General features: G+C 37.2%; 21 protein-coding genes and 1 tRNA gene. 6 read left to right on the top strand and 16 right to left on the bottom strand.

Translation table 11 applies throughout. The annotated features are described in order from the left end of the window. Window positions 1–308 precede the first annotated feature (308 nt). Window positions 309–677, top strand: coding sequence for a helix-turn-helix domain-containing protein (locus ACFINF_RS07980; protein WP_375620415.1), 369 nt, complete (start codon window positions 309–311; stop codon window positions 675–677). Window positions 678–777: 100 nt separating this feature from the next. Here the strand turns inward: ACFINF_RS07980 and ACFINF_RS07975 are convergent. The 8 genes from ACFINF_RS07975 to rpmH form a co-directional block, all read right to left on the bottom strand. Then, window positions 778–862 (bottom strand) — tRNA-Leu (locus ACFINF_RS07975). Window positions 863–974: 112 nt separating this feature from the next. Next, window positions 975–1,595 carry a 2,3-bisphosphoglycerate-dependent phosphoglycerate mutase gene (locus tag ACFINF_RS07970; protein WP_375620414.1) on the bottom strand — a complete coding sequence of 207 codons (621 nt, stop codon included), beginning with the start codon at window positions 1,593–1,595 and terminating at the stop codon, window positions 975–977. A 28-nt stretch (window positions 1,596–1,623) separates the two neighbouring features. Further along, window positions 1,624–2,436 carry a 4-hydroxy-tetrahydrodipicolinate reductase gene (gene dapB, locus ACFINF_RS07965; protein ID WP_375620413.1) on the bottom strand — a complete coding sequence of 271 codons (813 nt, stop codon included), beginning with the start codon at window positions 2,434–2,436 and terminating at the stop codon, window positions 1,624–1,626. A gap of 1,245 nt (window positions 2,437–3,681) precedes the next feature. Then, a complete protein-coding gene (locus ACFINF_RS07960; RefSeq protein WP_208439566.1) occupies window positions 3,682–4,374 on the bottom strand; it encodes a glutathione S-transferase family protein in 693 nt (230 codons plus the stop codon). A 138-nt stretch (window positions 4,375–4,512) separates the two neighbouring features. After that, complete coding sequence (gene yihA / locus ACFINF_RS07955) at window positions 4,513–5,157, bottom strand: ribosome biogenesis GTP-binding protein YihA/YsxC (protein WP_375620412.1); 645 nt, start codon at window positions 5,155–5,157, stop codon at window positions 4,513–4,515. Then, on the bottom strand, window positions 5,154–6,992 hold the full coding sequence (gene yidC / locus ACFINF_RS07950; protein WP_375620411.1) for a membrane protein insertase YidC: 1,839 nt from the start codon (window positions 6,990–6,992) through the stop codon (window positions 5,154–5,156). The genes yihA and yidC overlap by 4 nt, the downstream gene beginning before the upstream one ends. Continuing rightward, on the bottom strand, window positions 6,982–7,374 hold the full coding sequence (rnpA, locus tag ACFINF_RS07945; protein ID WP_375620410.1) for a ribonuclease P protein component: 393 nt from the start codon (window positions 7,372–7,374) through the stop codon (window positions 6,982–6,984). Before rnpA ends, yidC begins: the two co-directional genes overlap by 11 nt. A 117-nt stretch (window positions 7,375–7,491) precedes the next feature. Further along, a complete protein-coding gene (gene rpmH / locus ACFINF_RS07940; protein WP_375620409.1) occupies window positions 7,492–7,626 on the bottom strand; it encodes a 50S ribosomal protein L34 in 135 nt (44 codons plus the stop codon). A gap of 586 nt (window positions 7,627–8,212) precedes the next feature. Here rpmH and ACFINF_RS07935 point away from each other — a divergent pair. Beyond that, complete coding sequence (locus ACFINF_RS07935) at window positions 8,213–9,274, top strand: Mrp/NBP35 family ATP-binding protein (RefSeq protein ID WP_375620408.1); 1,062 nt, start codon at window positions 8,213–8,215, stop codon at window positions 9,272–9,274. 393 nt (window positions 9,275–9,667) lie between these two features. Here ACFINF_RS07935 and ACFINF_RS07930 read toward each other — a convergent pair whose 3' ends face one another. The 7 genes from ACFINF_RS07930 to ACFINF_RS07900 all read right to left on the bottom strand — a co-directional run bounded on the left by ACFINF_RS07930 (window position 9,668) and on the right by ACFINF_RS07900 (window position 17,548). Further along, a complete protein-coding gene (locus tag ACFINF_RS07930) occupies window positions 9,668–10,459 on the bottom strand; it encodes a pyrroline-5-carboxylate reductase (protein WP_375620407.1) in 792 nt (263 codons plus the stop codon). A gap of 55 nt (window positions 10,460–10,514) precedes the next feature. Beyond that, a complete protein-coding gene (locus tag ACFINF_RS07925; RefSeq protein ID WP_015856281.1) occupies window positions 10,515–10,760 on the bottom strand; it encodes a hypothetical protein in 246 nt (81 codons plus the stop codon). Between the two features lie 103 nt (window positions 10,761–10,863). Next, window positions 10,864–11,232 carry a YraN family protein gene (locus ACFINF_RS07920; protein ID WP_375620416.1) on the bottom strand — a complete coding sequence of 123 codons (369 nt, stop codon included), beginning with the start codon at window positions 11,230–11,232 and terminating at the stop codon, window positions 10,864–10,866. 4 nt (window positions 11,233–11,236) lie between these two features. Next, window positions 11,237–12,124, bottom strand: a complete 888-nt coding sequence (gene rsmI, locus ACFINF_RS07915; RefSeq protein WP_375620406.1) for a 16S rRNA (cytidine(1402)-2'-O)-methyltransferase — start codon at window positions 12,122–12,124, stop codon at window positions 11,237–11,239. A 2,037-nt stretch (window positions 12,125–14,161) separates the two neighbouring features. After that, complete coding sequence (locus tag ACFINF_RS07910; protein WP_375620405.1) at window positions 14,162–15,826, bottom strand: 4Fe-4S dicluster domain-containing protein; 1,665 nt, start codon at window positions 15,824–15,826, stop codon at window positions 14,162–14,164. A 3-nt stretch (window positions 15,827–15,829) separates the two neighbouring features. After that, window positions 15,830–16,750, bottom strand: a complete 921-nt coding sequence (locus ACFINF_RS07905; protein WP_375620404.1) for an electron transfer flavoprotein subunit alpha/FixB family protein — start codon at window positions 16,748–16,750, stop codon at window positions 15,830–15,832. A gap of 51 nt (window positions 16,751–16,801) precedes the next feature. After that, entirely contained in the window at window positions 16,802–17,548 is a 747-nt protein-coding gene (locus tag ACFINF_RS07900) for an electron transfer flavoprotein subunit beta/FixA family protein (RefSeq protein ID WP_375620403.1), read from the bottom strand. A gap of 514 nt (window positions 17,549–18,062) precedes the next feature. Here ACFINF_RS07900 and ACFINF_RS07895 point away from each other — a divergent pair. The 3 genes from ACFINF_RS07895 (at window position 18,063) to ACFINF_RS07885 (ending at window position 20,794) form a co-directional block, all read left to right on the top strand. Further along, window positions 18,063–18,881 carry a hypothetical protein gene (locus tag ACFINF_RS07895; RefSeq protein ID WP_375620402.1) on the top strand — a complete coding sequence of 273 codons (819 nt, stop codon included), beginning with the start codon at window positions 18,063–18,065 and terminating at the stop codon, window positions 18,879–18,881. 180 nt (window positions 18,882–19,061) lie between these two features. Beyond that, entirely contained in the window at window positions 19,062–19,982 is a 921-nt protein-coding gene (locus ACFINF_RS07890; RefSeq protein ID WP_375620401.1) for a sulfite exporter TauE/SafE family protein, read from the top strand. A gap of 2 nt (window positions 19,983–19,984) precedes the next feature. After that, window positions 19,985–20,794, top strand: a complete 810-nt coding sequence (locus ACFINF_RS07885) for a TIGR02186 family protein (protein ID WP_375620400.1) — start codon at window positions 19,985–19,987, stop codon at window positions 20,792–20,794. 22 nt (window positions 20,795–20,816) lie between these two features. Here the strand turns inward: ACFINF_RS07885 and ACFINF_RS07880 are convergent, their stop codons facing one another. Continuing rightward, window positions 20,817–21,098 carry a DUF6460 domain-containing protein gene (locus ACFINF_RS07880; RefSeq protein WP_375620399.1) on the bottom strand — a complete coding sequence of 94 codons (282 nt, stop codon included), beginning with the start codon at window positions 21,096–21,098 and terminating at the stop codon, window positions 20,817–20,819. A 1,106-nt stretch (window positions 21,099–22,204) separates the two neighbouring features. Here ACFINF_RS07880 and ACFINF_RS07875 point away from each other — a divergent pair. Then, a partial coding sequence (locus ACFINF_RS07875; protein ID WP_375620398.1) for an ABC transporter substrate-binding protein occupies window positions 22,205–22,834 on the top strand: 630 nt, incomplete at its 3' end.

The following is a 22,834-nucleotide window of genomic DNA, read 5'->3' as shown; positions in this document are numbered from 1 at the left end:
CACGAGATGATAGAGACCTATCAAGGCTTAAAGATGATGTCACGCATCATGAAATTGATTGCCTTCATCCTCTTTATATTCGTAATAGATTTTTCCCGTTTTGTGGACGCCATAGAGAATAGCTTCTCACATCTTAAAAGATGGATAACAAAAAGTTAGAACATCTTAGAATTAGAGACTCTTTGGACAGCAGGTACGGCTAAAAAACCACCCCGAAAAGAACTCTTGATTCGCAATAATTGAGGAAAATCATAAAAAGATTTGTTAGAATCAGAAGAAAATATTTCTTCTCTAATAGGACTTTTTATATGGTTACATCTTTTGGTAAAATTTTACGTAAACTTCGCGTTGATCATTCAGAACGCCTTTTAGATATGGCTAAGAAATTAGATATATCTGTATCATTTTTATCTTCTGTCGAGATTGGCAAAAAATCTGTTCCTGTAGGACTGGAGGAAAAGATCATAGAGCTTTATGGTTTAGATAAAGAGAAGGCTTTACTCTTAAGGAAAGCAGCTTATGCTTGTCGCAAAAGTTTTACAATCAAGACTTCTGATCCGTTGAGGCGTGAAGCTGTTGGTGAGTTTGTTAGAAATTTAGAGAATTTTTCACAACAAACCGTAGCAGAATTAAAAGACTTTCTTGAGAAAGTTGGTAAAAAAAGAGGCGTCCTATAGAGAAGTGTTGCAAAATCCTATTCCCTCACTTTTATTTACGCGTCCCTCACTGTAAAAAACATATGGAAACTCAATAAATTATTTTGGATAAAAAAGAGCATGGTGCCCAAAAGAGGACTCGAACCTCCACGCCTTGCGGCACAGGTACCTGAAACCTGCGCGTCTACCAATTCCGCCATCTGGGCTCATAAAATTGATCTAAGCGTATGAAGCAATTCTGTCAATGAAATTATAGAATTTATTTTTTTAGCTTAAAACGATTGAATTGATTTTTTGGGAGATCATGATTTTAGAAGTTTAAGGTGCGAGGACTGTCTTCGATAAAATTGTTGAATCCGGATTAAATGTATAAATAATAGGAATGCCGGTCGCTAATTCTTGAGATATAATTTCCTCACCGGAGAGACCTTCAAGCGCCATAATAAGAGCACGAAGAGAGTTTCCATGCGCTGCGATCAAAACAGTTTGGGAGCGCAAAATATGAGGCTGGATGTGGTAAAGATAATAAGGCCAGATGCGCGCACCGGTGTCGCGTAGGCTTTCTCCATTCGGGGGCGCAATCGTATAAGAGCGGCGCCACATTTGCACTTGCTCTTGTCCCCATTGTTGGCGTACTTCATCTTTATTTAAACCAGAAAGATTACCATAATTACGTTCATTTAATGCGGGATTTTTTATCACTTCTAAATCTGATTGTCCCATTTGCTCTAAAATGTGCTGAGCCGTTTTTTGAGCACGCTGTAAGGCAGATGTATAAGCGATATCAAACTTCAAACCATATTCTTTCAGTTTTTTTCCTGCTGCTATCGCTTCTGCATGACCTTTTTCTGTTAAATCGGGATCTTTCCAACCGGTAAAAAGGTTTTTGAGATTCCATTCACTTTGTCCATGACGAATTAGTACAAGTATGCGTTCCATTATGAATTGCCTCTATTCTATTGATTGTTTAAAATTCATCGTTCAATCCCAAAACATCGAGCATTGAATAAAGACCGTTTTCATGATTTTTTGCCCACAAAGCTGCTTTTAATGCGCCATTGGCAAAGATAGAGCGTTCTTGCGCTGTATGTGAAAGAATGATGCGCTCATGGGAACCGGCAAAAATGACACTGTGTTCTCCAACAACTGTTCCACCACGTGAACAAGAAAAGCCAATGGAGCCTTTTTCGCGTTTACCTATATGACCATTGCGTTCGTTGACACATACATTTTTAAGCATAACATTGCGCCCTTCAGCTGCTGCTTGGCCAAGAAGAAGGGCTGTTCCAGAAGGGGCGTCAACTTTGTTCGCGTGATGCATTTCATAAACTTCGATATCAAAATCATCGGCGCCTAATGCTTTAGCGGCTTTCTTTACAAGGTTGGCCAAAAGATTTATTCCAAGGCTCATATTTCCGGATTTGACAATTGTTGTATATTTCGCAAAATCTGCAATTTTTTCTTCTTCTGTTTTGCTAAATCCTGTGGTGCCAATAATATGGATAAGGCTTTTTTGAGCAGCGTAGTTAGCATAAAGAATACTGGCTTCTGGTTGAGAAAAATCTAAAATACCTTCTGTGTTAGAAAAGGCATTTTCAGGATCGTCAGTAATGCCAATTCCAAGAGAATCTGAACCAATTAAGGCACTGGCATCTTTTCCTACAAACGGTGAGCCTTTGCGTACAAGAACAGCACAAAGTTCTACATCTCTCCTCTGTTGGATTGCTGTAATGAGTTCACGTCCCATTCTTCCATTTGCACCAACAACTGTAAGGCGCATTCTTATCTCCTTATGACATTTCACTGTGCAGTATAGGCAAATTCTTGCCTTCTTTCCAATGGTTCTTTTTCTTTATAGGAAAAAAGTTTTCCTGCTTTAATTTATCTTGTTGTGCTGTAAAACACTGTTGTTTAGAGAAAGTAATATATGATCTACAAATCTAAATAGAGATGTTTTTCGTTAGAGTGTGTGATGAATATTCCTAAGTAAGGTTTGCTTATGAAACCTAATGAAGATTGTGTATTACTTCACGTTTTTGTTTCTTTCGTTCTTTAAGGGGAGGGGCGTTCTTCATGCAAAACAAGATCTCCCAAACAAATACACTTATGTTGTCAATTCATGCGCTTGTCTTAAAGAAATATTTCTCAATACTTCTAAACTTATTTTATGATAGTGCTCGTGAGTGGTATCACGAGAGAGTATCCATGAATAATATACAATCTATTCTGCGCCACTATCTTTATGCTTCATAAAAGAGAAAATTAGCACTACCGTACGTTTTGTTAGCCTTTAATGTTTTAACAATCCTTGGTACTTAGGCATTTCCATTCTTTTCTTTAATATTTTTTCACGAACCAATTCCATATGTGACGCATAAGCAAGCGATTTTGATTGTTTCAAATTTGATGAAGGTAATGAGAAAAAGGTATTTGGAATTGATGATTCAAGTTAAAAAAAAAGATTATTTAATCATTTTATATCAATATGTTATCTATTAATAAAATCACGTAAAAGGGGGGTGGAAATAAGGGAGCAACAAGAAGTTGGATTGTTTACACACGAGAGTTGGTCGGATTCTTTATCTTTTAGGAAAGTCAGTTGAAAAAATTGTTATGTTGTAAAAACGCATGATGAGGCTTTGTTTATTATAGAGCAAAGAGTATATATGTTATGCAATGCGCTTTTTCATATATTGGGGAGAATGGAGGATAATATGTGTTAAGTATTGTTATTTTATTTGCCTAGCTTCCAGTGATGCTACAGCTCTTATATTTAAAGAGAGTATTTAAAATCCTTTCTTATTATTCCTATGCTAATCTTTTTTGTGATACGTCAAGAAAGTGATTTTTTTCATGCATTATAAGGGGGATAAAATAAGAAAATATTATGGGGGGCTTATTCTCTGTTTAATATGATTCTAAATCAATGTATTATCGTATTGTTTATACGCATGCATAAAAATTCATAAGCCTATAAATATCCTTTAGATAAAATATTGTTTTTACTTTTGTTTGTGGGAGAAGGCTAGAAATCAAGATCTGCATAGTGAGCACTTGCAACAATTCCGCGGACGCGATCTGTTAAAAGAGAACGAAAAGAAGGGCGTGATTTAATTCTCATATACCAGTCTTTGGCAGCAGGAGATTGTTCCCAGTCAATTTCCCCTAGAAAGTCAAGTACAGAAATAGAGGCTGCTGCTGCTAGGTCTGCATAGGACAAGGCAGAGCCGACTAAGCTATCGCGAGAAGCACAGAGCCAGTTGAGATAGTTCATATGTGGTAAAATATTGGCACGTGCATTGCGTAAAATTTGTGAATTAGGAGCACCACCGCCAATGGCAAGTGGCATTTCACGTTTATGGATTCGTTCTCGTACGATATGGCGCGTTGCTTCATTTTCGAATTTATTTAAGAACCAGTCATTGAGACGGCGTACTTCCGCACGATCTAAAGGATTTTCCGGAAAGAGCTTATTGTCTTGTCGTAAACTTCCATGTGTTTCGTCTAAATATTCGCAGATAACAAGAGGACCTGATAATGGAACCTCGTGTTCATCGAGAAAAACAGGAACATGACCAGCGGGATTGAGGGCTAGAAATTCGTGTCTTCTTGCCCATTCATATTCTTCAATCAGTTGAGTGGTTACACCATATTCCCCAAGAATGAGGCGTATGAAGCGCGAGGCAGCGGATAGGGGAGAGTGAAAAAGTGTCAGCATAATTTACACTATCAAATAGAGTTGATGAGAATTCTTTCAAGTAATCATTTTTATAAAGATGCTTGACTAGAAGTACAAGATCATTAGCAGCTGCTAGTAATTATAATTAATAAATTGTTAATAATAGCAATTGTTCTTTTATGCGATGGTTTGCAAAATGGCAGCACGTAATTCTTCTAAACCGAGAGCTTTTTCTGAAGAGGTTACAAGAAGCTCAGGATAAGCTGCCGGACGTTTGAGAAGCTTTGTTTGTGTGCTCATAATTAATTTTTCCAAGGCATTTGATTTGATTTTATCGCTTTTTGTCAAAACAATTTGATAAGAAACGGCTGCTTTATCAAGGAGAGCAAGAACATCTTCATCATTATTTTTGATTCCGTGCCGTGAATCAATTAAGATATATACACGTTTTAATGTTGTGCGTCCCCGTAAATAGCTAAAAATCAAATTTGTCCACGCATCAACCAGATTTTTAGGAGCAGCAGCGAAACCATAACCAGGCATATCTACTAATGCTAGAGGGGGAAGATCTCCCAGCTGCCCACTGAAGCCATCAGGGACAAAATAATTAAGCTCTTGAGTTCGTCCTGGTGTATTTGAGGTGCGTGCTAAGCTTTTTTGTTGGACGAGTGCGTTTATTAAAGATGATTTTCCAACATTGGAACGTCCTGCAAATGCAATTTCTGGTGGTCCTTCAGGGGGGAGAAAGCGTATTGCTGGTACACCACGAATAAAAATCCAATTGCGAAAAAAAATTCCAGAAAGGGAAGAATCTCTTGTCATTCATGCACTTCTTTTTTGGGTGATTTTCTCCACATGGTTTTCAGATTATCGAAAAGCTCAATTTTAACTCCTTGGCGCTTCATCATGATACCTTGCTGAATGATTGATAATATATTGTTCCATGCCCAATAGATAACGAGACCAACAGGGAAAGAGGCGAGCATAAAAGTAAAGACAACAGGCATCCATGTGAATATCATCGCTTGGGTTTGGTCTTGAGGAGCGGGATTCATACGCATTTGTAAAAACATCGTTATTCCCATAATCAAAGGCCATGCACCAATCATAAGGAATGTTGGAGTTGTATACGGTAAGAGACCAAACAAGTTAAAAAGAGAAGTTGGATCGGGTGCCGCTAAATCTTTAATCCAGCCAAAGAAAGGGGCATGGCGCATTTCAATGGTGATATAGAGAACTTTATAAAGAGCAAAGAATATTGGGAATTGAACCAACATTGGCCAACAACCAGCAAGGGGATTAATGTTTTCGGTTTTATATAGTTCTATTATTGCTTGTTGTTGCTTGGTTCTATCATCGGGATATTTTTCTTTTATTTCTAGCAACCGCGGTTGTAAAAGCTTCATGCGTGCCATAGATTTATAAGATTTATTGGCTAGAGGAAAAAGAAGAGTTTTTAAGAGCACCGTGACAAGAAGGATGGCGATACCAAAATTTCCTGTTTGTTTATAAAGAACATCAATGAGAGAAAACATTGGTTTGGTGATGAAATCAAACCAACCCCAGTCAATTAAAAGAGCAAACTTTTTGATTTTTAGATCATTTTGATAGTTATTAATAATTTCAACTTGTTTTGCACCAGCAAAAAGCCGATTTGTAATAGTTTTTGTTTCATTTGGGGCAATCGTTAAAAGCGATCCTAGCAAGTCAGACTGATAATGCGTTTGCAAACGATCAAAATAAATAAAACGGCTTGTATATTCTTTATTTTGCGGGGGAATAACTGCTACAGCCCAATATTTATCGGTAATACCAATCCAACCTCCTGTTACTTTTGAGAAAGTCATACTCTTTTGCCCATTATCCGGATTTGGATCAAGCTCTGCTAAGGTTTTATATTTTTCAGTTTTGAGCGAATCTCCTGCAATACCTATCATACCTTCATGAAGTAAATAGGTTGCATTTGTATGTTCTGGTGGTGCTGCACGTGCAACGCGGGCATAGGACGAGAGATATATTGGTTCATCACTTTCATTGCTGATAGAATCCTCAATGGTAAACATGAAATGATCATCAACAGAAAGGATACGCCGGAAGATCTGTCCCTGTCCATTATTATAAATTAAAGTGATGGGTGTTGAAGGAGTCAAGATTGTATTGTTTCCCTCTATTTCCCATTGTGTATTCGATTGTGGCAAAGCTTTTGCTGGTAAAGATGCACTTGCAAAACCAAATTCAGCAAGATAGGTCGTTTTGAAACCCTTAGGATTAAGCAAATCGATTTCCGGTGATTTTTTATCGACTGTTAAACGATATTTTTTGAGGTGAAGATCATCAAATTGTGCACCAACAAGATTAATAGAGCCTTCCAGTTCATTAGTTTTGATCGCAATACGCTTTGTTTTGGCCAATACAGCTTTCCGGATTTCAGGTGTCATTGGCTGTTCGATGATAGATGCTGCTTGATGCGTTGAGGTATCGTCAGAAAAATCCGTCGTGGTAGTAGAAAGGGCTGATTGTTGTTTTGACAATTGCTGTGTGATGACTTGTTGTTTTTGTAACTTTGCTTGTTTGGGAGCAACATGGAGAAATTGCCATGCGATGAGCACTACGAAAGATAAGCCAATAGCGATAAAGAAATTGCGGTTATATTCCATCCGTACACCCTTGTTGTTGTTGCTGATGTTTTATTTTTGGTTTTATTCGCCGATTTAACTCACTAATTAAGGATGTAAAAGGCGCATGTAACGCATCACGATATGCTACAATGACATAGTCTGTTCCTGCTTCCATGTGGTTTGTTACACCAACTCTTACGGCTTCACGCAAGCGCCTCTTGATACGATTACGTTTCACAGCATTACCGTTTTTACGGGTAACAGTGAATCCTACACGTGCAGCAAGAGAATCTTTTTTTTCTGTTGTTTGTTCACGAGATTTAACTTCGAGCAAAAACAAAGGACCACGCCGCTTTTCTCCTGTACGGACAGCCAAAAATTCTGCTCTTTTGCGAATACGGCAGGGATGTTTTTTCTTCATAAAAGAACATTTCGCAATTTCACTAAATGCCTGCAAGCAGGCATTAGAGGTTCATAACAAAAGTTTCACAACGAAGAAATGGTGAGCGATCCTCAACGATTGTGAAAATTTAAATGATCAAGCAGAGAGCCGCTTACGTCCACGAGCACGTCTTGCAGCAATAACTTTAAGTCCTCCAGCTGTGGCCATGCGTGCACGAAACCCATGGCGGCGTTTACGGACAAGTTTAGAGGGTTGGTAAGTACGTTTCATTTATTTAAATACCGCGGAGTGCGGCCCTTCTTAATCTTCGTTTTATGAGCAGTTATGCGCGAGATGAATGATTTTATCCTATCATACGGCTGTTAACCCATAAGGAAAAATATAAAAAAAGTCAATCTTAGATTGTTTTTCTCGCTCTTGAAAGAATACAAAACACCTTATAACTGTCTGTGATACTTTTTTACGATACTGTAAGAGTGTCAAAAATAACGATTGAGTCTACAGAAAATAAATGACTAGGGCGTTAAAGAATTAAAGAAAGTGTGACTGATTACTGTATGCTCAATTTAAAGTATCCTTTAATATTAAAAGTTTTTTTCAGTTTTTGTTTTTACAAATTTTTTATCAGAACATTCATTAAAGTGGTTGTAGACAAACACGATTGATAGGATTTTATAGCAGATTTTATGTTTGAGATCCTTTATTTAGGATGGTTTCATATTTTTAAAGGGATAAGATATAAGTAATTTATACTTTATAATTCTGAGTAAAGTAGAAAATTATCAGGTGATGAACCTGTAAGTATTTTTCGTTCTTATGCTTGTATTTGCTGGTATTTTTATAGAGAGGAAAGAACGTGGATCCTATTACAAGTGAGGTTGTCCGCAACGTATTACGTAAAATCAAAGGACCAGATCTTGAAAGTGATATTGTGTCGTTGGGGCTTCTTTCAGAAATATTGATTGCTGATGGTAAGGTTTTTTTTTCCATTACAGTTCCTGATGGAGGTGTGCAAGAATGGGAATCATTGCGTCGTTCTGCTGAAAAGGTGGTATGTGCTTTGGAGGGAGTGGAATCTGTTGTTGTCACACTTACAGCAGAAAAAACAACAAAGGCAGCACCTAGACGGAGAGCAAATCTCTTACCGGTCAAAATGCCCATAGAAGGTGTGCGGCATGTGATTGCTATTGCTTCTGGAAAAGGAGGGGTCGGAAAATCTACGATGGCAATAAATATCGCCTTAGCTTTACAAGATTCTGGTTTCAAGACGGGGGTGATGGATGCTGATATTTATGGTCCATCTTTGCCGCGTTTGACAGGACTTGTTAATCAAAAACCACAGCTCATTGGAGAAAAAAAGATTCAACCTCTTGAAAAATTCGGACTTAAATTGATGTCGATGGGATTTTTGGTTGAGGAAGAAAAGCCGGTAGTATGGCGTGGTCCTATGGTTATGGCAGCGGTAACGCAATTGTTACGAGATGTTGTATGGGGACCTCTGGACGTTTTAGTCGTTGATATGCCGCCCGGTACAGGGGATGCACAATTAACGCTTGCCCAACAGGTACAATTAACAGGTGCGTTGGTTGTCTCTACGCCCCAAGATCTTGCTTTAGTGGATGCGCGTAAAGCAATAGAAATGTTCATGAAAGTCAATGTTCCTATTTTAGGAATTATTGAGAATATGAGTTATTTTATCGCCCCTGATACGGGAAAACGCTATGATATTTTTGGCTATGGTGGTGCACGGGCAGAAGCGGAACGTCGAGAAGTCCCTTTCCTAGCGGAAATACCGCTTGATGCAGCTTTACGATTTTCTTCAGATGAGGGGATCCCTATTTTTGTTGCTAAGCCTAGTGAAGAGCATACTAAACTGTATCGTAAAATTGTTGATCAAATAAAAAATCAACTTTTTTAAATGGATGTTTGTTTAAGAGAGTTTATTAAAACACAATCATGGAAGACGTAAAAATAGTTGCTTCTTTGTAAGGGGAAGTTTTAATGTGTGAGTGGAGTATATAGGTTAAATAAACAAAAAATTATTCATACGTTTGGATAACCTGAAGGGGACCCAAATTAGAAGAGATAGAGCCATGAGGTAGAAAAAATATTGGTATTGAGGATAAAAGAAGACAAAAAATAAAAATAATTTAGAAAAATTGTAAAAGGTTGTAAAAAATATTTAAAAAATCAATTCTTTTCATAAGGTGGTATCTTTTTCAGGTGTAAAAAGCATTTTTCGATATGAGTTTTCTTGATATAAATCTTCAACATTTAGCTCTTTCTTATTGAGATGATAAAAAAATGTTGGTCAAGTCTTTTTAGAAGCATTCATTTTTTGCAAAGTAGCCTCAAGAGCCGTTGTTAAAGCATTCCTTCCCCCTTGATGAGAAAAGTAATTTGACAAAAATTCATTTGTTCCACCCTTTGTTGAAAACTCTTTTTCAAGCAATGCAAAATCGAGAAATGCAGAACGATTCGTTGCTATAATTTTACGCATTTCATCCGTAAGATTTCCAAACATCATGGTAAGGAATTCTGCTGATTGCTGTTTTTTTAACCCCTGTGTTATAAACCACTGATGGGCTGTTTCTATAAAATTAAAATATACTCCCATCAGAGAACCAGCTGTCATAAAAAGATTAAATTGCTCTTCCTTATCCAGCACCAATGTGCCCCCCAATGCATCAAATAAAGTGCGTAAAAAGGGATGATCGGGATAGATTGGTGTCAAATTTTTGCATTCTGCAACAAAAGGTAATGGAACAGCACGATAAACTTTATGATTAATCCACTCTTCTATTTCTGCTGCTTTTGCCATAGCAAGTACAGAAATAACCAGCTGTTCTGGACGAAAATGAAGAGAGCGCAAAACGCCTTCTGCAATTTGGTTGGGCAAGCAAAGAAAAACACAATCACTAACATCAAGCAACGCTTGGTTATTTTCAGCAATTATAACTTTATCATAAGTGTTTGAAAGGCGCTCTGCTGTTTGTGCATTGCGAGGTGAAACAATAATGGAAGAAACATCAAAGGTGCTTGTCATGAGTCCATTCACCATTGAAGCACTGATTGTACCCGTTCCCAAAAAGCCAAGTTTCATTTCTATTTCTCAGTTTTATATTTTAAAAGGAATCTCAATCAACATCTCAGGTGTTTTAACTAACATAAGCGCTAATTGAAGAGGCAACACATATCATAGCAAGAATAATCAAGCCCAAATAGATTTTTGGTTTGTCAAAGAGAACGGCAAAAGCAGAAAACCAACCAACAACAGCTGCGGCTAATGCAAATAAAAAACCTGGTTTATTCATAAGTACAATATGCATTGCCATTAAACCACCAATAATCAGCGCTCCAAAAACAATGAGTAAACCTGTTGCAAACTTTTCATAATCATCCATATTTCACTCCTTATAGCGCTCAAACGGTTACACACTTTTTAACGCATATGCACATAAAAACGAAATGTTTTTTATTGAGTATAGTTAAAATGGGGTCTGCCTCTTATTGATCAGATGTAAAAAATGCAGGGATATGCTGTGGCCAACGCCAAGGTAAAATTGCAATCAAATCAAAGCGTACAGATAAAAGGGCATAATCTTTTTGCCGTGCGAGCCAAATATCGGCTGCTGCCTCAATTCGCCTTTCATTCATTCGGGAAACCGCTTCCATTGCTTCAGCCAACGTTGAACGTGCTTTAACTTCAACAATTAACACAAGATTTCCACGTCGTGCAATTAAATCAATTTCCCCACATTTTGTTTTAAAACGCATTTCGGCAATGTGAAACCCTTTGCAACGTAGCCACCAAGCTGCCAATTTTTCTGCACGAATCCCTCGATAAAAAGACTTTTGTCTGCGTTTTTTTTGTATCATCTTACGCATTTTTTAAAAAAACTAACCGCTGAAAAAGTTCCTGCTTTTTAAAACCGGTCTCTTTTGCAACCAAAGCTGCTGCTTGAGCAGCAGAATGTGTCTGCGCGCGTTCTAATAGCATTTCATCAATTTCTTGATCACTTATCACATTTAAAGAAGAGGATGATTCTCCAACAAGCACAACAATTTCCCCACGAATATGTGCTTGTTTTCTGTAATTTTCCAACAAATTCCCTAAATTGGAAACATCTACTGTTTCAAACTTCTTTGTTAATTCACGACAAATGGCAGCAGGTCGATCAGCCGAAAAAAGAGTGACCATATCCTGTAAAGTTTCAACAAGACGATGCGGTGATTCATAAAAAATCAAAGTTGCTGGAATCTCTTTTAATTGTTCCAACCGTTTTCTGCGCTGTAGCTTGCGTGCACTCAAAAAACCTGCAAAAAAAAAGCTATCAGTAGGAAGCCCTGTCGGTATAAGAGCGGCTAAAAGAGCGGATGCTCCAGGAATAGGAATAATTTTATGACCAGCTTTACGGGCTTCTTCTACCAATCTAAATCCGGGATCAGAAATAAGTGGTGTTCCCGCATCTGAAACAAGCGCTACTGTTTTGTTTTCTGCTAAAGCCGCTAAGAGCTTCGGACCCGCTTTTTGCGCATTATATTCATGATAGAGAAAAGTTTTTTTTTGAATACCGTAACGTTCCAACAAAATACGTGTTACCCGCGTATCCTCACACGCTAAAATATCAATTCCTGCAAGCACTTGCAAAGCACGAAGCGTAATATCTGCAAGATTTCCGATAGGCGTTGCCACAAGATAAAGCCCTGATTCTATAACGGGTGCAGAATAAGCATGCGCACCTATAAAATATGCTTTTTCACACATGCTCTTTTCTTTTCATCAAATTTCCCTCACCACAAGATTTTTATCCATACTCATAAGCCATTTTGGCTCATTTTTACCAGCACATTTTTATCATTATAAAGGCTTACCTTACTCGAATAATCGATTACACTTCAATAAGATAATCTCATCTTTAACGTCTTAATCTAACATTATTATCTATTTTGATCCGCGTTATTTTTTTAGTAAAACAAATTCCAGATGTAACCAATATTCTATCAGCTCCATGATTTTCTATAAAGTTTTTCCTTCGAGAACCAAAAAACAATTTTACCTATGCCACCATCTCACGCTTGGCTGTGCTCTTTTAAAAGCTAAGCTTTTTAGACTATTTCCATAACGCCTATCTTTCAAATATTCTATTGATATCCAAACTGTTTTTCTGAGCAAATGTAAACAGCCTGTTTTGAAACATAAACAGCTAATTGTATTGTTATTGATCAAAGATAAGCCCTTATCAGAAAAATATTTCATTTTTTCATATTCTCTACAGCTTTAACAGTATGAATGAGTACCTTAGAAACGTTTAAGGCTAATTTTTATCTTAAAGATTTGATTTATAATTGATAATTTATCGTTTTGCATATTGATTAGGAGCTTTAAATATCGTAAAACTATCTCATCTCATAGTCAATTAATCAAAATCATTTTCGTGCACTTTGAAGCCTTCTCAAAGCAAAGATTATTGCATCACTGGGGCTCGCAGAGAAAATGATGCTGTTAGCTCGTATTTTTTATTTCGTAAATATGGAAGTGTTTGTTCACAGGAGTACGTTATACTTTTTTTGAATAGTGTCGCAAAATAATTGTTCGATATGTGTTAAGAGCTATCTCTTAAAAACAAGCCCATGAGTGAACAACACAAGTCTGTTTTAATTTTGGATGCCTTATTTTTCTGAAGGATATGCTCCCATAAAAAAACGTAAGTAATAAAAGCAGGGGCAATTTGTGGTTTCTTCTTTTTAAAAGATATTGTGATGCTTTTGAAAGTTCTAAAACCGAATGGATAGATGATAGTAAAGAGGAAAACAGGTTTCTCTCCTTTCAGATTTCATATTCTTGCTAAATGAAGCTGTATTTTCGTTTCAGAGATTAATCAAATAGAATACGCAATATTTTTGCTCTAACTACAAAAGCTGGAACGGCGCGCAGAGCTTTCATTTACCTTAATCTTTCTTTTAAATATACTACTTGTGTTAAATTTGGATGTTGATTTACAAGAAACAGCGAATGCACAAGCTTTATAAGAAAAACAACCCTATAAAACGCGTCATAGAGTGGTCATGAAAGCTATTTTGGCTTTTTATCAGATGGTTTTGCTAATAGCGATAGTCTCCATGGTTTGGCATCTGCTTATTCTTACGGTGTTTGTACATATTCATTGCGATTGGTAAAGGTTAGATGCAAGGGGATTATCCTTGATGAAAAAATAAAAGGTCAATGTGATATTAAAGATTTTTTCGTGTCATTATTAGTAGAAACATTGAAATAGCTTGAACAAGCATGCTCTTTATCTCGTTATCTCGCAATGTTTTTTCTACATTTGTCTGTGGTTTTCTTTAGTGAGCATTACTTGGCAAAGTGTAAGAGAAAAAATAAACTTGAAGCGCATCTTCATGGGTTTTGTTCTTGGCTAGTTAAAACAATTGATGTTTCTTATGAGGGGGCTAAAAGCATTTTGGATCATATAGGAGAGGGGGCAAAGTAGAGCGGACTTATTTTCCTTCAGATTTTCGAGAAGCGCGGCTGTTTCTTTATCGCAGAATTGTCAAGATATATTCATTATTGTTTTGTCATTTAGATAAAAAATTTTTGATAAAAATATGTTATGTTTTGCTATTGAAAAAAGTCATGCGGTGGGGAGAGTGTTTTATATGAAAATAGAGTCCTTTTTACATTGTGAAAGAACGTATGCAGGAAGGGGATTGATAGATTTCTGATCTGAGGGAAATATTTTTATTTATTACGTTTTGTATATTTCAATTTTAGGAGAGTGAACAATGATTATACATTGGGGCATTACATATTGGGATAGAAGGGGCCCTCATTGCCTTGCGGACAGGTCCAAGTGATATTTTGGTTCGGATCTTTGATATCGCATGTTTTACAATGTATGCAATTTGAAGCGTTGATAATATAAGTCAGATGATCATTATACTCTAGCCACTCGTAGACAGCGGCGGGGCAATAGTGTGTGGAAGGTGCCCCATAGATTGCATATTCGGAGTCTTTTTGTTTTCTTAATGAGGCTATTTTTAAATGGCAAGGTTGATTTTCTTCATGGTGAGTATTGGAAAGGGCAACACTTGAAAGGCGATCAAAAGTTACAACACCATCTGGTTTTGGGTAAGCAATGGGTTGAAATTTTTCTGCTGTTTCAAGATATGCATAATCTTCCTTTTTGTGGGGGAGTGTTTTAAATAAGGAAAATCCGAACAGTTGTTGCCACCACATATCAAAACCGGCAAGTTTAATTCCATATTTTGTCCCATATTTTGCCCAGAGCGGTTTGACATTTCGCACTTTATAAAGATCTTTGCCAATAGGACCTTTTCGCCACTGTTCTTCGATTTCTTTGACCTCATCATGGGCACGTCCTTGCGCGAGAGCGGTAGCGATTTTATCGGCAGCTAATATGCCAGATAAGATGGCATTGTGTGAGCCTTTGATACGAGGAACATTGACAAAGCCAGCAGAGCAGCCAATAAGTGCTCCACCAGGAAAGGTGAGTTTTGGTACAGATTGCCAACCTCCTTCGCTGATAACACGTGCACCATAGGAAAGACGTTTTGCACCTTTGAAGATTTCATAGAGTTTTGGATGTGTTTTAAAACGTTGAAATTCTTCAAAAGGAGAAAGATAAGGATTTTTGTAATCTAAGTGCACAACAAAACCGACAGAAATGACATTATTTTCTTGGTGATAAAGAAAGCCACCACCACCGGTATTATTGTCTAAGGGCCAACCGGTGAAATGTTGCACTAAACCGCGTTGGTGTTTATGGGGATCAATTTCCCAGAGTTCTTTGAGGCCAAGACCAAATTTTTGTGGTTCACGATTTTTGCTAAGGTTGAAATGTTGTATTAGTTGTTTTGCAATTGAGCCGCGTGCTCCTTCCGCAATCAGAGTATATTTTGCCAATAACGCCATACCAGGCATATAATTTTTTCCATGAGTACCATCTTTGTTAAGCCCCATATCACCGGTGAGAACACCAATGATAGCTCCGTTATCTTTTTGGATGATGGGCTCTGTTGCTGCAAAACCAGGATAGATTTCAACACCCAACGCTTCAGCTTTTTTGCTTAGCCAGCGGCAGACGCTCCCAAGCGAAACGATATAACATCCGTTATTTGATAAGATTCTGGGATGCAAAATATTGGGCAATAGTGTCGCTTTTTGAGACTTTAGAAAAAAAAATTGGTCTTGGGTGACTGGGGTTGTGAAGGGATGGTCGTTGTCATTTCTCCATTCTGGTAAGAGTGTATCGATACCAATGGGGTCAACAACTGCGCCCGAGAGAATATGTGCACCAACTTCGGTCCCTTTTTCAACAATTGTGACAGAAAGCTCAGGATTAATTTGTTTAAAACGAATTGCGGCAGAAAGTCCTGCAGGTCCTGCTCCGACAATGACTATATCAAACTCCATACTTTCACGTTGGTCATGCAGAGGTGCTTTCATGGCTTATAAAGCTTTCTCCAATTCTGGAATAATTTGGTGGAGATCACCTACAAGGCTGTAATCAGCAATTTGCATGATGGGAGCTTCTTCATCTTTATTAATGGCAACAATAATTTGTGCGTCCATTATACCGGCTAAATGCTGGATTGCACCGGAAATGCCAACGGCGATATAGAGTTTAGGGGCAACGACTTTCCCTGTTTGTCCAATTTGCCAGTCATTGGGAGCATAGCCTGCATCAACTGCTGCGCGGCTGGCACCTAAAGCGGCATCTAATTTGTTGGCAAGGGGAAGAAGAAGTGCCGTAAATTGTTCTTGAGAACCAAGACCACGCCCGCCTGATACAATAACACGCGCAGAGGTAAGATCAGGACGATCACTTTTGTTGGTTTCTGCTTTTACGAAAGAAGAAAGATTTGGATTGGGAGCTGGTGTTATTATTTTAATGGGAGCAGAATTATTTTGGGAAGGCGTTGGTGTGAAAGAAGCTGTACGAACTGTTATAATTTTTTTATGATCATTGGTGCGGACGGTTTCAAGTACATTGCCTGCATAAATGGGTCGTTTGAAGGTATCGGGTGAAAGAACAGCGGTAATGTCTGAAATTTGCATAAGATCAAGAAGGGCTGCTACGCGTGGCATCACATTTTTTCCAGTGCTGCTGGATGTAGCCATGATCACATCATAATCATTTGCTAACGTGAGAATTGTATCTGCCATAGGCTCGGCAAGTTGATGGGCTAAATAGTCTGCTTTTGCAATAAGAACTTGCCGCACACCATTAAGTTTAGCACTATTTTCCGCTATCGTTTGAATTTTTTCTCCGCACACCAGAATATCGATATCATTACTGAGTGCGCGTGCAGCGGTGAGCGCTTTTGCTGTTTCTTCTGTATTATGATCAGCCAATAAAAGAATTGCCATAAGTTTTTGCCCTTTTATGTGAGTGTTGCTTTTACTCTAGTGGTGAGAATATTAAATGCAGTTCTTTTGTTTTAGCGCACTGACAAGCTCTGCTACATTCGCCACTTTAATACCGGATTGACGGGGTTTTGGCTCTTCAACGCTTAAAATTGTTAAGCGTGCTTCCGTATCGATTCCAAGATTAGCAAGAGGTTTTTGTTCAATGATTTTCTTTTTTGCTTTCATTATATTGGGAAGAGAGGTGTAACGCGGTTCATTGAGCCGTAGATCGGCGGTCATAACCATGGGAAGGGGAAGACAAAGAGTTTGTGTTCCATTATCAACTTCACGAGTAACTGTAGCATGCTCATTTTCTATGTTAAGGTGTGAGGTGAAAGTTGCCTGTCCCCAACCAAGAAGAGCAGCGAGCATTTGTCCTGTTTGGTTGCTATCGTCATCAATTGCTTGTTTTCCTAAAAAGACCATATCGGGTTTTTCTTCATCAACAATAGCTTTGAGAACCTTAGCAATTGCTAAGGGTTCAAGTGTTTGATCCGTTGTGACAAGAAGTGCGCGATCAGCGCCCATTGCAAGTCCTGTTCGTAGAGTTTCTTGGGCTGCTTCTGGCCCAATTGAAACAAGAAGAACTTCTGAAATTTTACCGGATTCTTTCTGGCGAATAGCCTCCTCCACGGCTATCTCATCAAAAGGATTCATAGACATTTTTACGTGAGACAGATCAACACCTGTACTATCGGGTTTGACGCGTATCTTGATGTTATAATCAACAACACGTTTGACAGCGACAATTATCTTCATAATGATCCTCTTTGTTTAGTATGACCACAAGTTTATAGCAATACTCATAAGAAACCAAATTATTTAGAATGAAGTCTCATTTATAACTTGTGTTATCTTTCATATAAGCTTTTTTTACGTTTACTTGTACTTTCTCGTCGTTATTTTTAATCTTCATATTTTTGCATTGCTATAATTGCCTTATTTGCTTGAATAAAAAGTAAAAAAATCAATCTTTCTTGTGAGAATATTCTTTATTAGTTTCTTATGCTTTGTTTATGATGGTGCAATAGGTCCTTTACACAATGAAAAATTAAGTGAAAAAGATAAAAATGGGGGAATGATTTTGCTCTTCAAATCTTGAAGACAGAAAAATTAAAGATCTGTTTTTCAAATATTTTGGATAAAGATTGGGGAAAATATTTCTAAAAAAAAGTTTTTAGGAGTTCTTAAAGCTCTATTTACTAAAATAGAGCACACTTTCTCATCATTTGTTGCGATTCTTTTCAAAAAGGTTAATGAGGGGTAGGCGTTTGTGAATACGAAGGGTCATACGATCGATCAGGCTACCAATCAGGTTAGGAATGGTAAATTCTTTTCTTTTGTTGAACAGAAAGAGAGAATGGATACTTCTGTAGAAGTAACGATGTCGGACATTGCTCAAAAATTACGCACCGTTTATACGCAAATGCAAATGAAGCATCCGCCCCGTTCTTTGATGCAGCAGGGTTCTGTAGAAGAGGATTTTAAATCTTACTTAGATGATATTAGTCGAGCCATTTTAGCTGAACATTATATACGTCGTCAAAGAGAAAAGAAGCTTTTTGAGTCTTTAGAGCAGATTAAAACAATTGTTAAAAGTTTGCAGAGCGAAAAAAAAAGCTTAGAAGAAGAAGCGGTAACACGACGGGTATCTTGTTCAAAATCACCTGTTTCTGTTGTACAAAAACTTGCTCATATGGAATGTAAGGAAAATCAAGAACATTTATTCCTTCAAAAGGTGCAAAATTTTTCGAAACAAAACGGTATAATTCCACTCCAAATAAATGTTGAAAATACGTTGCAGCAAGGAAATAGAAGCTCTTTGCTCGGTGATGCTCTGAAATCTTCTTTTAAAAAGGATGAGGGAGTAGTGAAGTGTGCTGTGATAGAAGAAAAGGGTATGATGGATGTTCAGGTATCTAATCATTGCTGTGAGAATGATTTTTCTTCTTTAAAGGTGCAGTCTCGGGAACATGTCTCATTTTTATCTTATTTGGTAAAAAAAAGTGTTCTTTGTTTTTTTACCGTTGTATTTGTGGTAGCGATAACGTTATGTCTTTATAGCTTTTTAAAAGGAGCTCGTTTTTTTTAATTTGTATGATGTTGATGTTAATAGATGTGAAATGTATTGCCCATTCGTGTTTGTGCGAAAGCTATAGTAACTAAAATTATTCTTTTAAACACGCAACAGAGATTATTGGAAAAGAGGATAATTGGAGAAGGATTCTCTAATTGTAAAAAAAAACCTCAAATTATCTTGAAGGTTCTGTAGGTGAGTATTTATTTACCAATTGCTGAAATGTCACTCAATATGCTGATCTTGATTGGTATGGGAGTTGTTGCTGGTTTTTTTTCAGGCCTTTTTGGAATCGGTGGTGGGTTTCTCATCACACCGTTATTGATTTTTTATAATATTCCTCCTGCTATTGCTGTTGGAACAGGTGCTAACCAGATGATTGCGTCATCTGTAACAGGAGCAATTACACATTTTAGAAGACGTACGCTCGATATTAAACTTGGTATTCTTTTGGCGATTGGAGGAGGGGGTGGTTCTTTAATCGGGATTCAGGTTTTCTCTGTTTTGAAAAAGTTAGGTCAATTAGACTTAATGATTTCGCTTCTTTATGTGATTCTTCTTGGAAGTGTAGGAAGCTTAATGATCGTTGAAAGTTGGTATGATATGATGCGCAAGCGTAAGGCAGGAAAAGCCAATATTCGTCTTGCTGGTCGACATAACTGGATTCATCGCTTACCCTTAAAAATGCGTTTTCGGACATCTATGATATATGTTAGCATTATTCCAGTTTTAGGGATTGGTCTCATTGTGGGGTTGTTGTCTTCTATTATGGGAATTGGTGGGGGGTTCTTTATGATACCAGCATTGATTTATCTTCTGCGTGTTCCAACTAGTGTGGTGATTGGGACTTCACTTTTTCAGATTACATTTGTGTCTTCTTTCACGACAGTTTTGCAAAGTATGACTAATCAGTCCGTTGATATTGTCTTGGCTTTTTTGTTAATGCTTGGAGGAAGTATTGGTGCGCAATATGGAACAAAGGCTGGACGGAAGTTAAAGGCTGAACAATTGCGTATGGCGCTTGCATGTTTAGTGTTGATTGTGTGTATGCGTCTTGCTTTTCAATTATTTATACGCCCTGATAATCTTTTCTCTCTGGATATTCTTATGAGATAAAAATGGGTAGATTATTTTTTTTATATATCATTGCAGGTTTCTTTTGTTTTATTTCTTTTTCTACATGGTCACATGTTGGGACGCCAGCTACACCCGTTGATCAACTTGACCACGAAACTGTCCAAATTATCGTAACAACGAATACGATTACTGTGGATGCAAATTTTGCTGGTCGTGATCTTTATATTGCTGGTGTTTTGGAAAATATTGATCCGTTATATTCTCGACAGAACCGTTATGATATTGTTGTAAGCTTGGAGGGACAAAATCGGACAATGGTGATGCGAGAAAAAAAACGCAATGCCGGTGTATGGGTTAATACAGATTCTCTTATTTTTAAAAAGGTTCCTCTTTTTTACTCTATGGTCACAACACGTGAAATTGACGATATTACGAGCATTGAAGATTATAAACGCTTGGGGTTAGGATTACTCTATTTGCCATTACAGACGGATGAACAAGATCAGAAAAAAATACAAAGTTTTCGCGATGAACTTATAAAATTGCAAAAAGCTAAAAGCCTTTATTACGAGGAAGTAGGTGGTGTTCGTTTTGGTTCTGACACACTTTTCACAGCACATTTTCGTTTGCCAGCAAATATTCCTGTTGGACATTATAAAGTTCGTGCTTATCTTTTTCGTGATGGACAGTTTATTGATAGTGCAACAACGACTCTTGAAATTGTTAAAGCACATATCGCTTATACAATTTTTTATGCAGCGCACAAGTATCGCTTTTTATATGGTATTGTTGCAGTGATTATTGCTATTACTACAGGGTTTTTGTGTCGTTTGATTTTTAGAAAAGATTAGCGCAAGGAAAGTGTTAAGGCTTTTATTTTTTATGAAAAATTCGTAAGATAAGAAAAATAGGCACAACAATAATAGCTCCCGTCATAGTTATATGAAAGAAATTTGTAAGCGTTATAAATCCTGCTTCCCATAGTGATTGAAAAAAATCTACTATTCTTTGTATGAGGTTTCGAGGTGTCCATCCCAAAAAATTCATTACGATGCCAATGAAGAATGAAAGGATAAGCAATTTTAGACTAACACGGTTTAATGTTCCTCCAAGAAACGCATGAGAAGAATCTAACAATTTTTTCTTTCGGTTCATTTTAATATACTTTCGAAGATCGTGTTTTTTATTGTATTATCATAGTACAGCGATTTTATTATCATAAAAGAAAAACATTTTTTATTTTTTCTTACTTTTTTAAGTTCACTACCTTAGTACTGGTGTAATAACAGTGCTGTTTTTTGAAATATACGCGTATTTTATTGCATTTTCGCGATATTTTCAGGGCGCTTCATTTCATTAAATGAAGGGATATCCTTTTGTTGCTGAGAATTTGTAGAGAAATTTTATAACGTTTCGATATTCCGCGTCAGGGTGAGAGTTTGTGTTCGTTGAAGATTTTGTAACCGACTTATTGTTGTTGTGTATAGAAATAATATTTCAAGACAGTTTACTTAAAAAAAGACTATCTATTCTGATAAGGGTGTGCTTATATAGGTATTATATTTAGGTATTTCAACCTTAGTCATTGAAAAGATTTTTTTCTGAAAAAATGCAAGCAATGAATTGAGTGTTGTTAAAGGAGCAAAGGTATTTAAAATACGATATTGAAAAAAGCTTTGTTATGTACGGACGCGTGAGGGAATGTCAGAGGTTTGTGGTGCCCGTGCTCCTTTTATTTGGAAATAAGATATTAAGATATAATGAGAAGCTGTTATTTAGTGGGGAATTATGGAAAAATCCAAAATTCCTTTTGCAGAAGGGATAGAGGTGGTTGATGTTGGGCGATGGGCAAATTTTTCTGTTTTGTTGAAATATCAAATTATTATGAAGGCTCTTTGTTATTAAGGTTTTTGAGCTAACAGGGGATTGTCCTTTGATGGCATAAAAACGCTAGAGTAAAGAAGAGCTGAGCTTGTCCGACAAGAGAGAAGAAGTCTTTGTCTTATAGCCTTCAATGGTAGACGTTGTAATATTATCAATTGATTGGTGATAGGTTATGTCATTCATCATATATTAGATTGTTTTTCGGTGCATATTGGGGAGTGGTTTGTAGTTATGGGCATGAGGAGTAGTTGATAAGTGGTGTTGTTTGAAAGTTTTAATACTTTATCTTTCAGAGCCTATGGTTTGTCTAATTTTATTATTTTGCACATTCTTGTTGCGTGGGGAATTTATACAATAAACTTTAAAAGGAAAAGTCTATGAACTTAAAAAGAAAAACATTGAAAAGTAGCGGATCTCTTGTTGCTGCTCTTATTGCACTGGGAGTAGTTGTACAACAGGTTTCAGCAAAAACACCAGCTGATACCCTTGTGATGGCTTGGAATCTTGATGCAATCAGTACGTTTGATCCTGCGCAGCTCACGGATGTTTATGGAAGTGAAATTGTTCGCAATGTTTGTGATAATTTGGTCAGTACTGCGACAGATGATCCTGCTAAAATGGTTCCGGCTTTAGCAACACATTGGGATGTTTCAGGCGATGATCACAGTACGGTGATTACCTTTCATTTGCGTGATGGTTTGAAGTTTAACGATGGTAGATCAGCCAATGCCAATGACCTTGTTTGGGGTATGAAGCGGGTTGTCAAATTGAAGATGGGTAATGCAGCAATTTTTAATGAATATGGAATTACAGAACAAAATGTTGATGATGCTTTGCAAGCTCTTGATGATAAAACAGTGGTGATGAAATTTGATAAGCCTTATCCAGCAGAGCTCATTCTGAATAATATTGTTGCAAGTCCTGCAACAACTTTGCTTGATCGTAAGACGATCATGAAACACGAAAAAAATGGTGATTTGGGAAATCAGTATTTGAAAACTCATGCT

Origin of the sequence: Bartonella sp. TS25HLJMH, from assembly GCF_042193505.1 — a bacterium.
Classification (GTDB): Bacteria; Pseudomonadota; Alphaproteobacteria; order Rhizobiales; family Rhizobiaceae; genus Bartonella; species Bartonella grahamii.
Note: the sequence above shows the minus strand (reverse complement) of the source record. Positions and strands in the feature narration are given on the sequence as shown.

Bases quoted from the DNA above. Each gene is read 5' to 3' on its own strand.
- ACFINF_RS07885 (WP_375620400.1), top strand. From the start codon at position 19,985: ATGGGTAGATTATTTTTTTTATATATCATTGCAGGTTTCTTTTGTTTT.
- ACFINF_RS07905 (WP_375620404.1), bottom strand. From the start codon at position 16,750: ATGGCAATTCTTTTATTGGCTGATCATAATACAGAAGAAACAGCAAAA.
- ACFINF_RS07900 (WP_375620403.1), bottom strand. From the start codon at position 17,548: ATGAAGATAATTGTCGCTGTCAAACGTGTTGTTGATTATAACATCAAG.
- ACFINF_RS07930 (WP_375620407.1), bottom strand. From the start codon at position 10,459: ATGAAACTTGGCTTTTTGGGAACGGGTACAATCAGTGCTTCAATGGTG.
- rpmH (WP_375620409.1), bottom strand. From the start codon at position 7,626: ATGAAACGTACTTACCAACCCTCTAAACTTGTCCGTAAACGCCGCCAT.
- ACFINF_RS07980 (WP_375620415.1), top strand. From the start codon at position 309: ATGGTTACATCTTTTGGTAAAATTTTACGTAAACTTCGCGTTGATCAT.
- ACFINF_RS07925 (WP_015856281.1), bottom strand. From the start codon at position 10,760: ATGGATGATTATGAAAAGTTTGCAACAGGTTTACTCATTGTTTTTGGA.
- dapB (WP_375620413.1), bottom strand. From the start codon at position 2,436: ATGCGCCTTACAGTTGTTGGTGCAAATGGAAGAATGGGACGTGAACTC.
- ACFINF_RS07880 (WP_375620399.1), bottom strand. From the start codon at position 21,098: ATGAACCGAAAGAAAAAATTGTTAGATTCTTCTCATGCGTTTCTTGGA.
- yihA (WP_375620412.1), bottom strand. From the start codon at position 5,157: ATGACAAGAGATTCTTCCCTTTCTGGAATTTTTTTTCGCAATTGGATT.
- ACFINF_RS07960 (WP_208439566.1), bottom strand. From the start codon at position 4,374: ATGCTGACACTTTTTCACTCTCCCCTATCCGCTGCCTCGCGCTTCATA.
- ACFINF_RS07910 (WP_375620405.1), bottom strand. From the start codon at position 15,826: ATGAAAGCACCTCTGCATGACCAACGTGAAAGTATGGAGTTTGATATA.
- yidC (WP_375620411.1), bottom strand. From the start codon at position 6,992: ATGGAATATAACCGCAATTTCTTTATCGCTATTGGCTTATCTTTCGTA.
- rsmI (WP_375620406.1), bottom strand. From the start codon at position 12,124: ATGTGTGAAAAAGCATATTTTATAGGTGCGCATGCTTATTCTGCACCC.
- rnpA (WP_375620410.1), bottom strand. From the start codon at position 7,374: ATGAAGAAAAAACATCCCTGCCGTATTCGCAAAAGAGCAGAATTTTTG.
- ACFINF_RS07970 (WP_375620414.1), bottom strand. From the start codon at position 1,595: ATGGAACGCATACTTGTACTAATTCGTCATGGACAAAGTGAATGGAAT.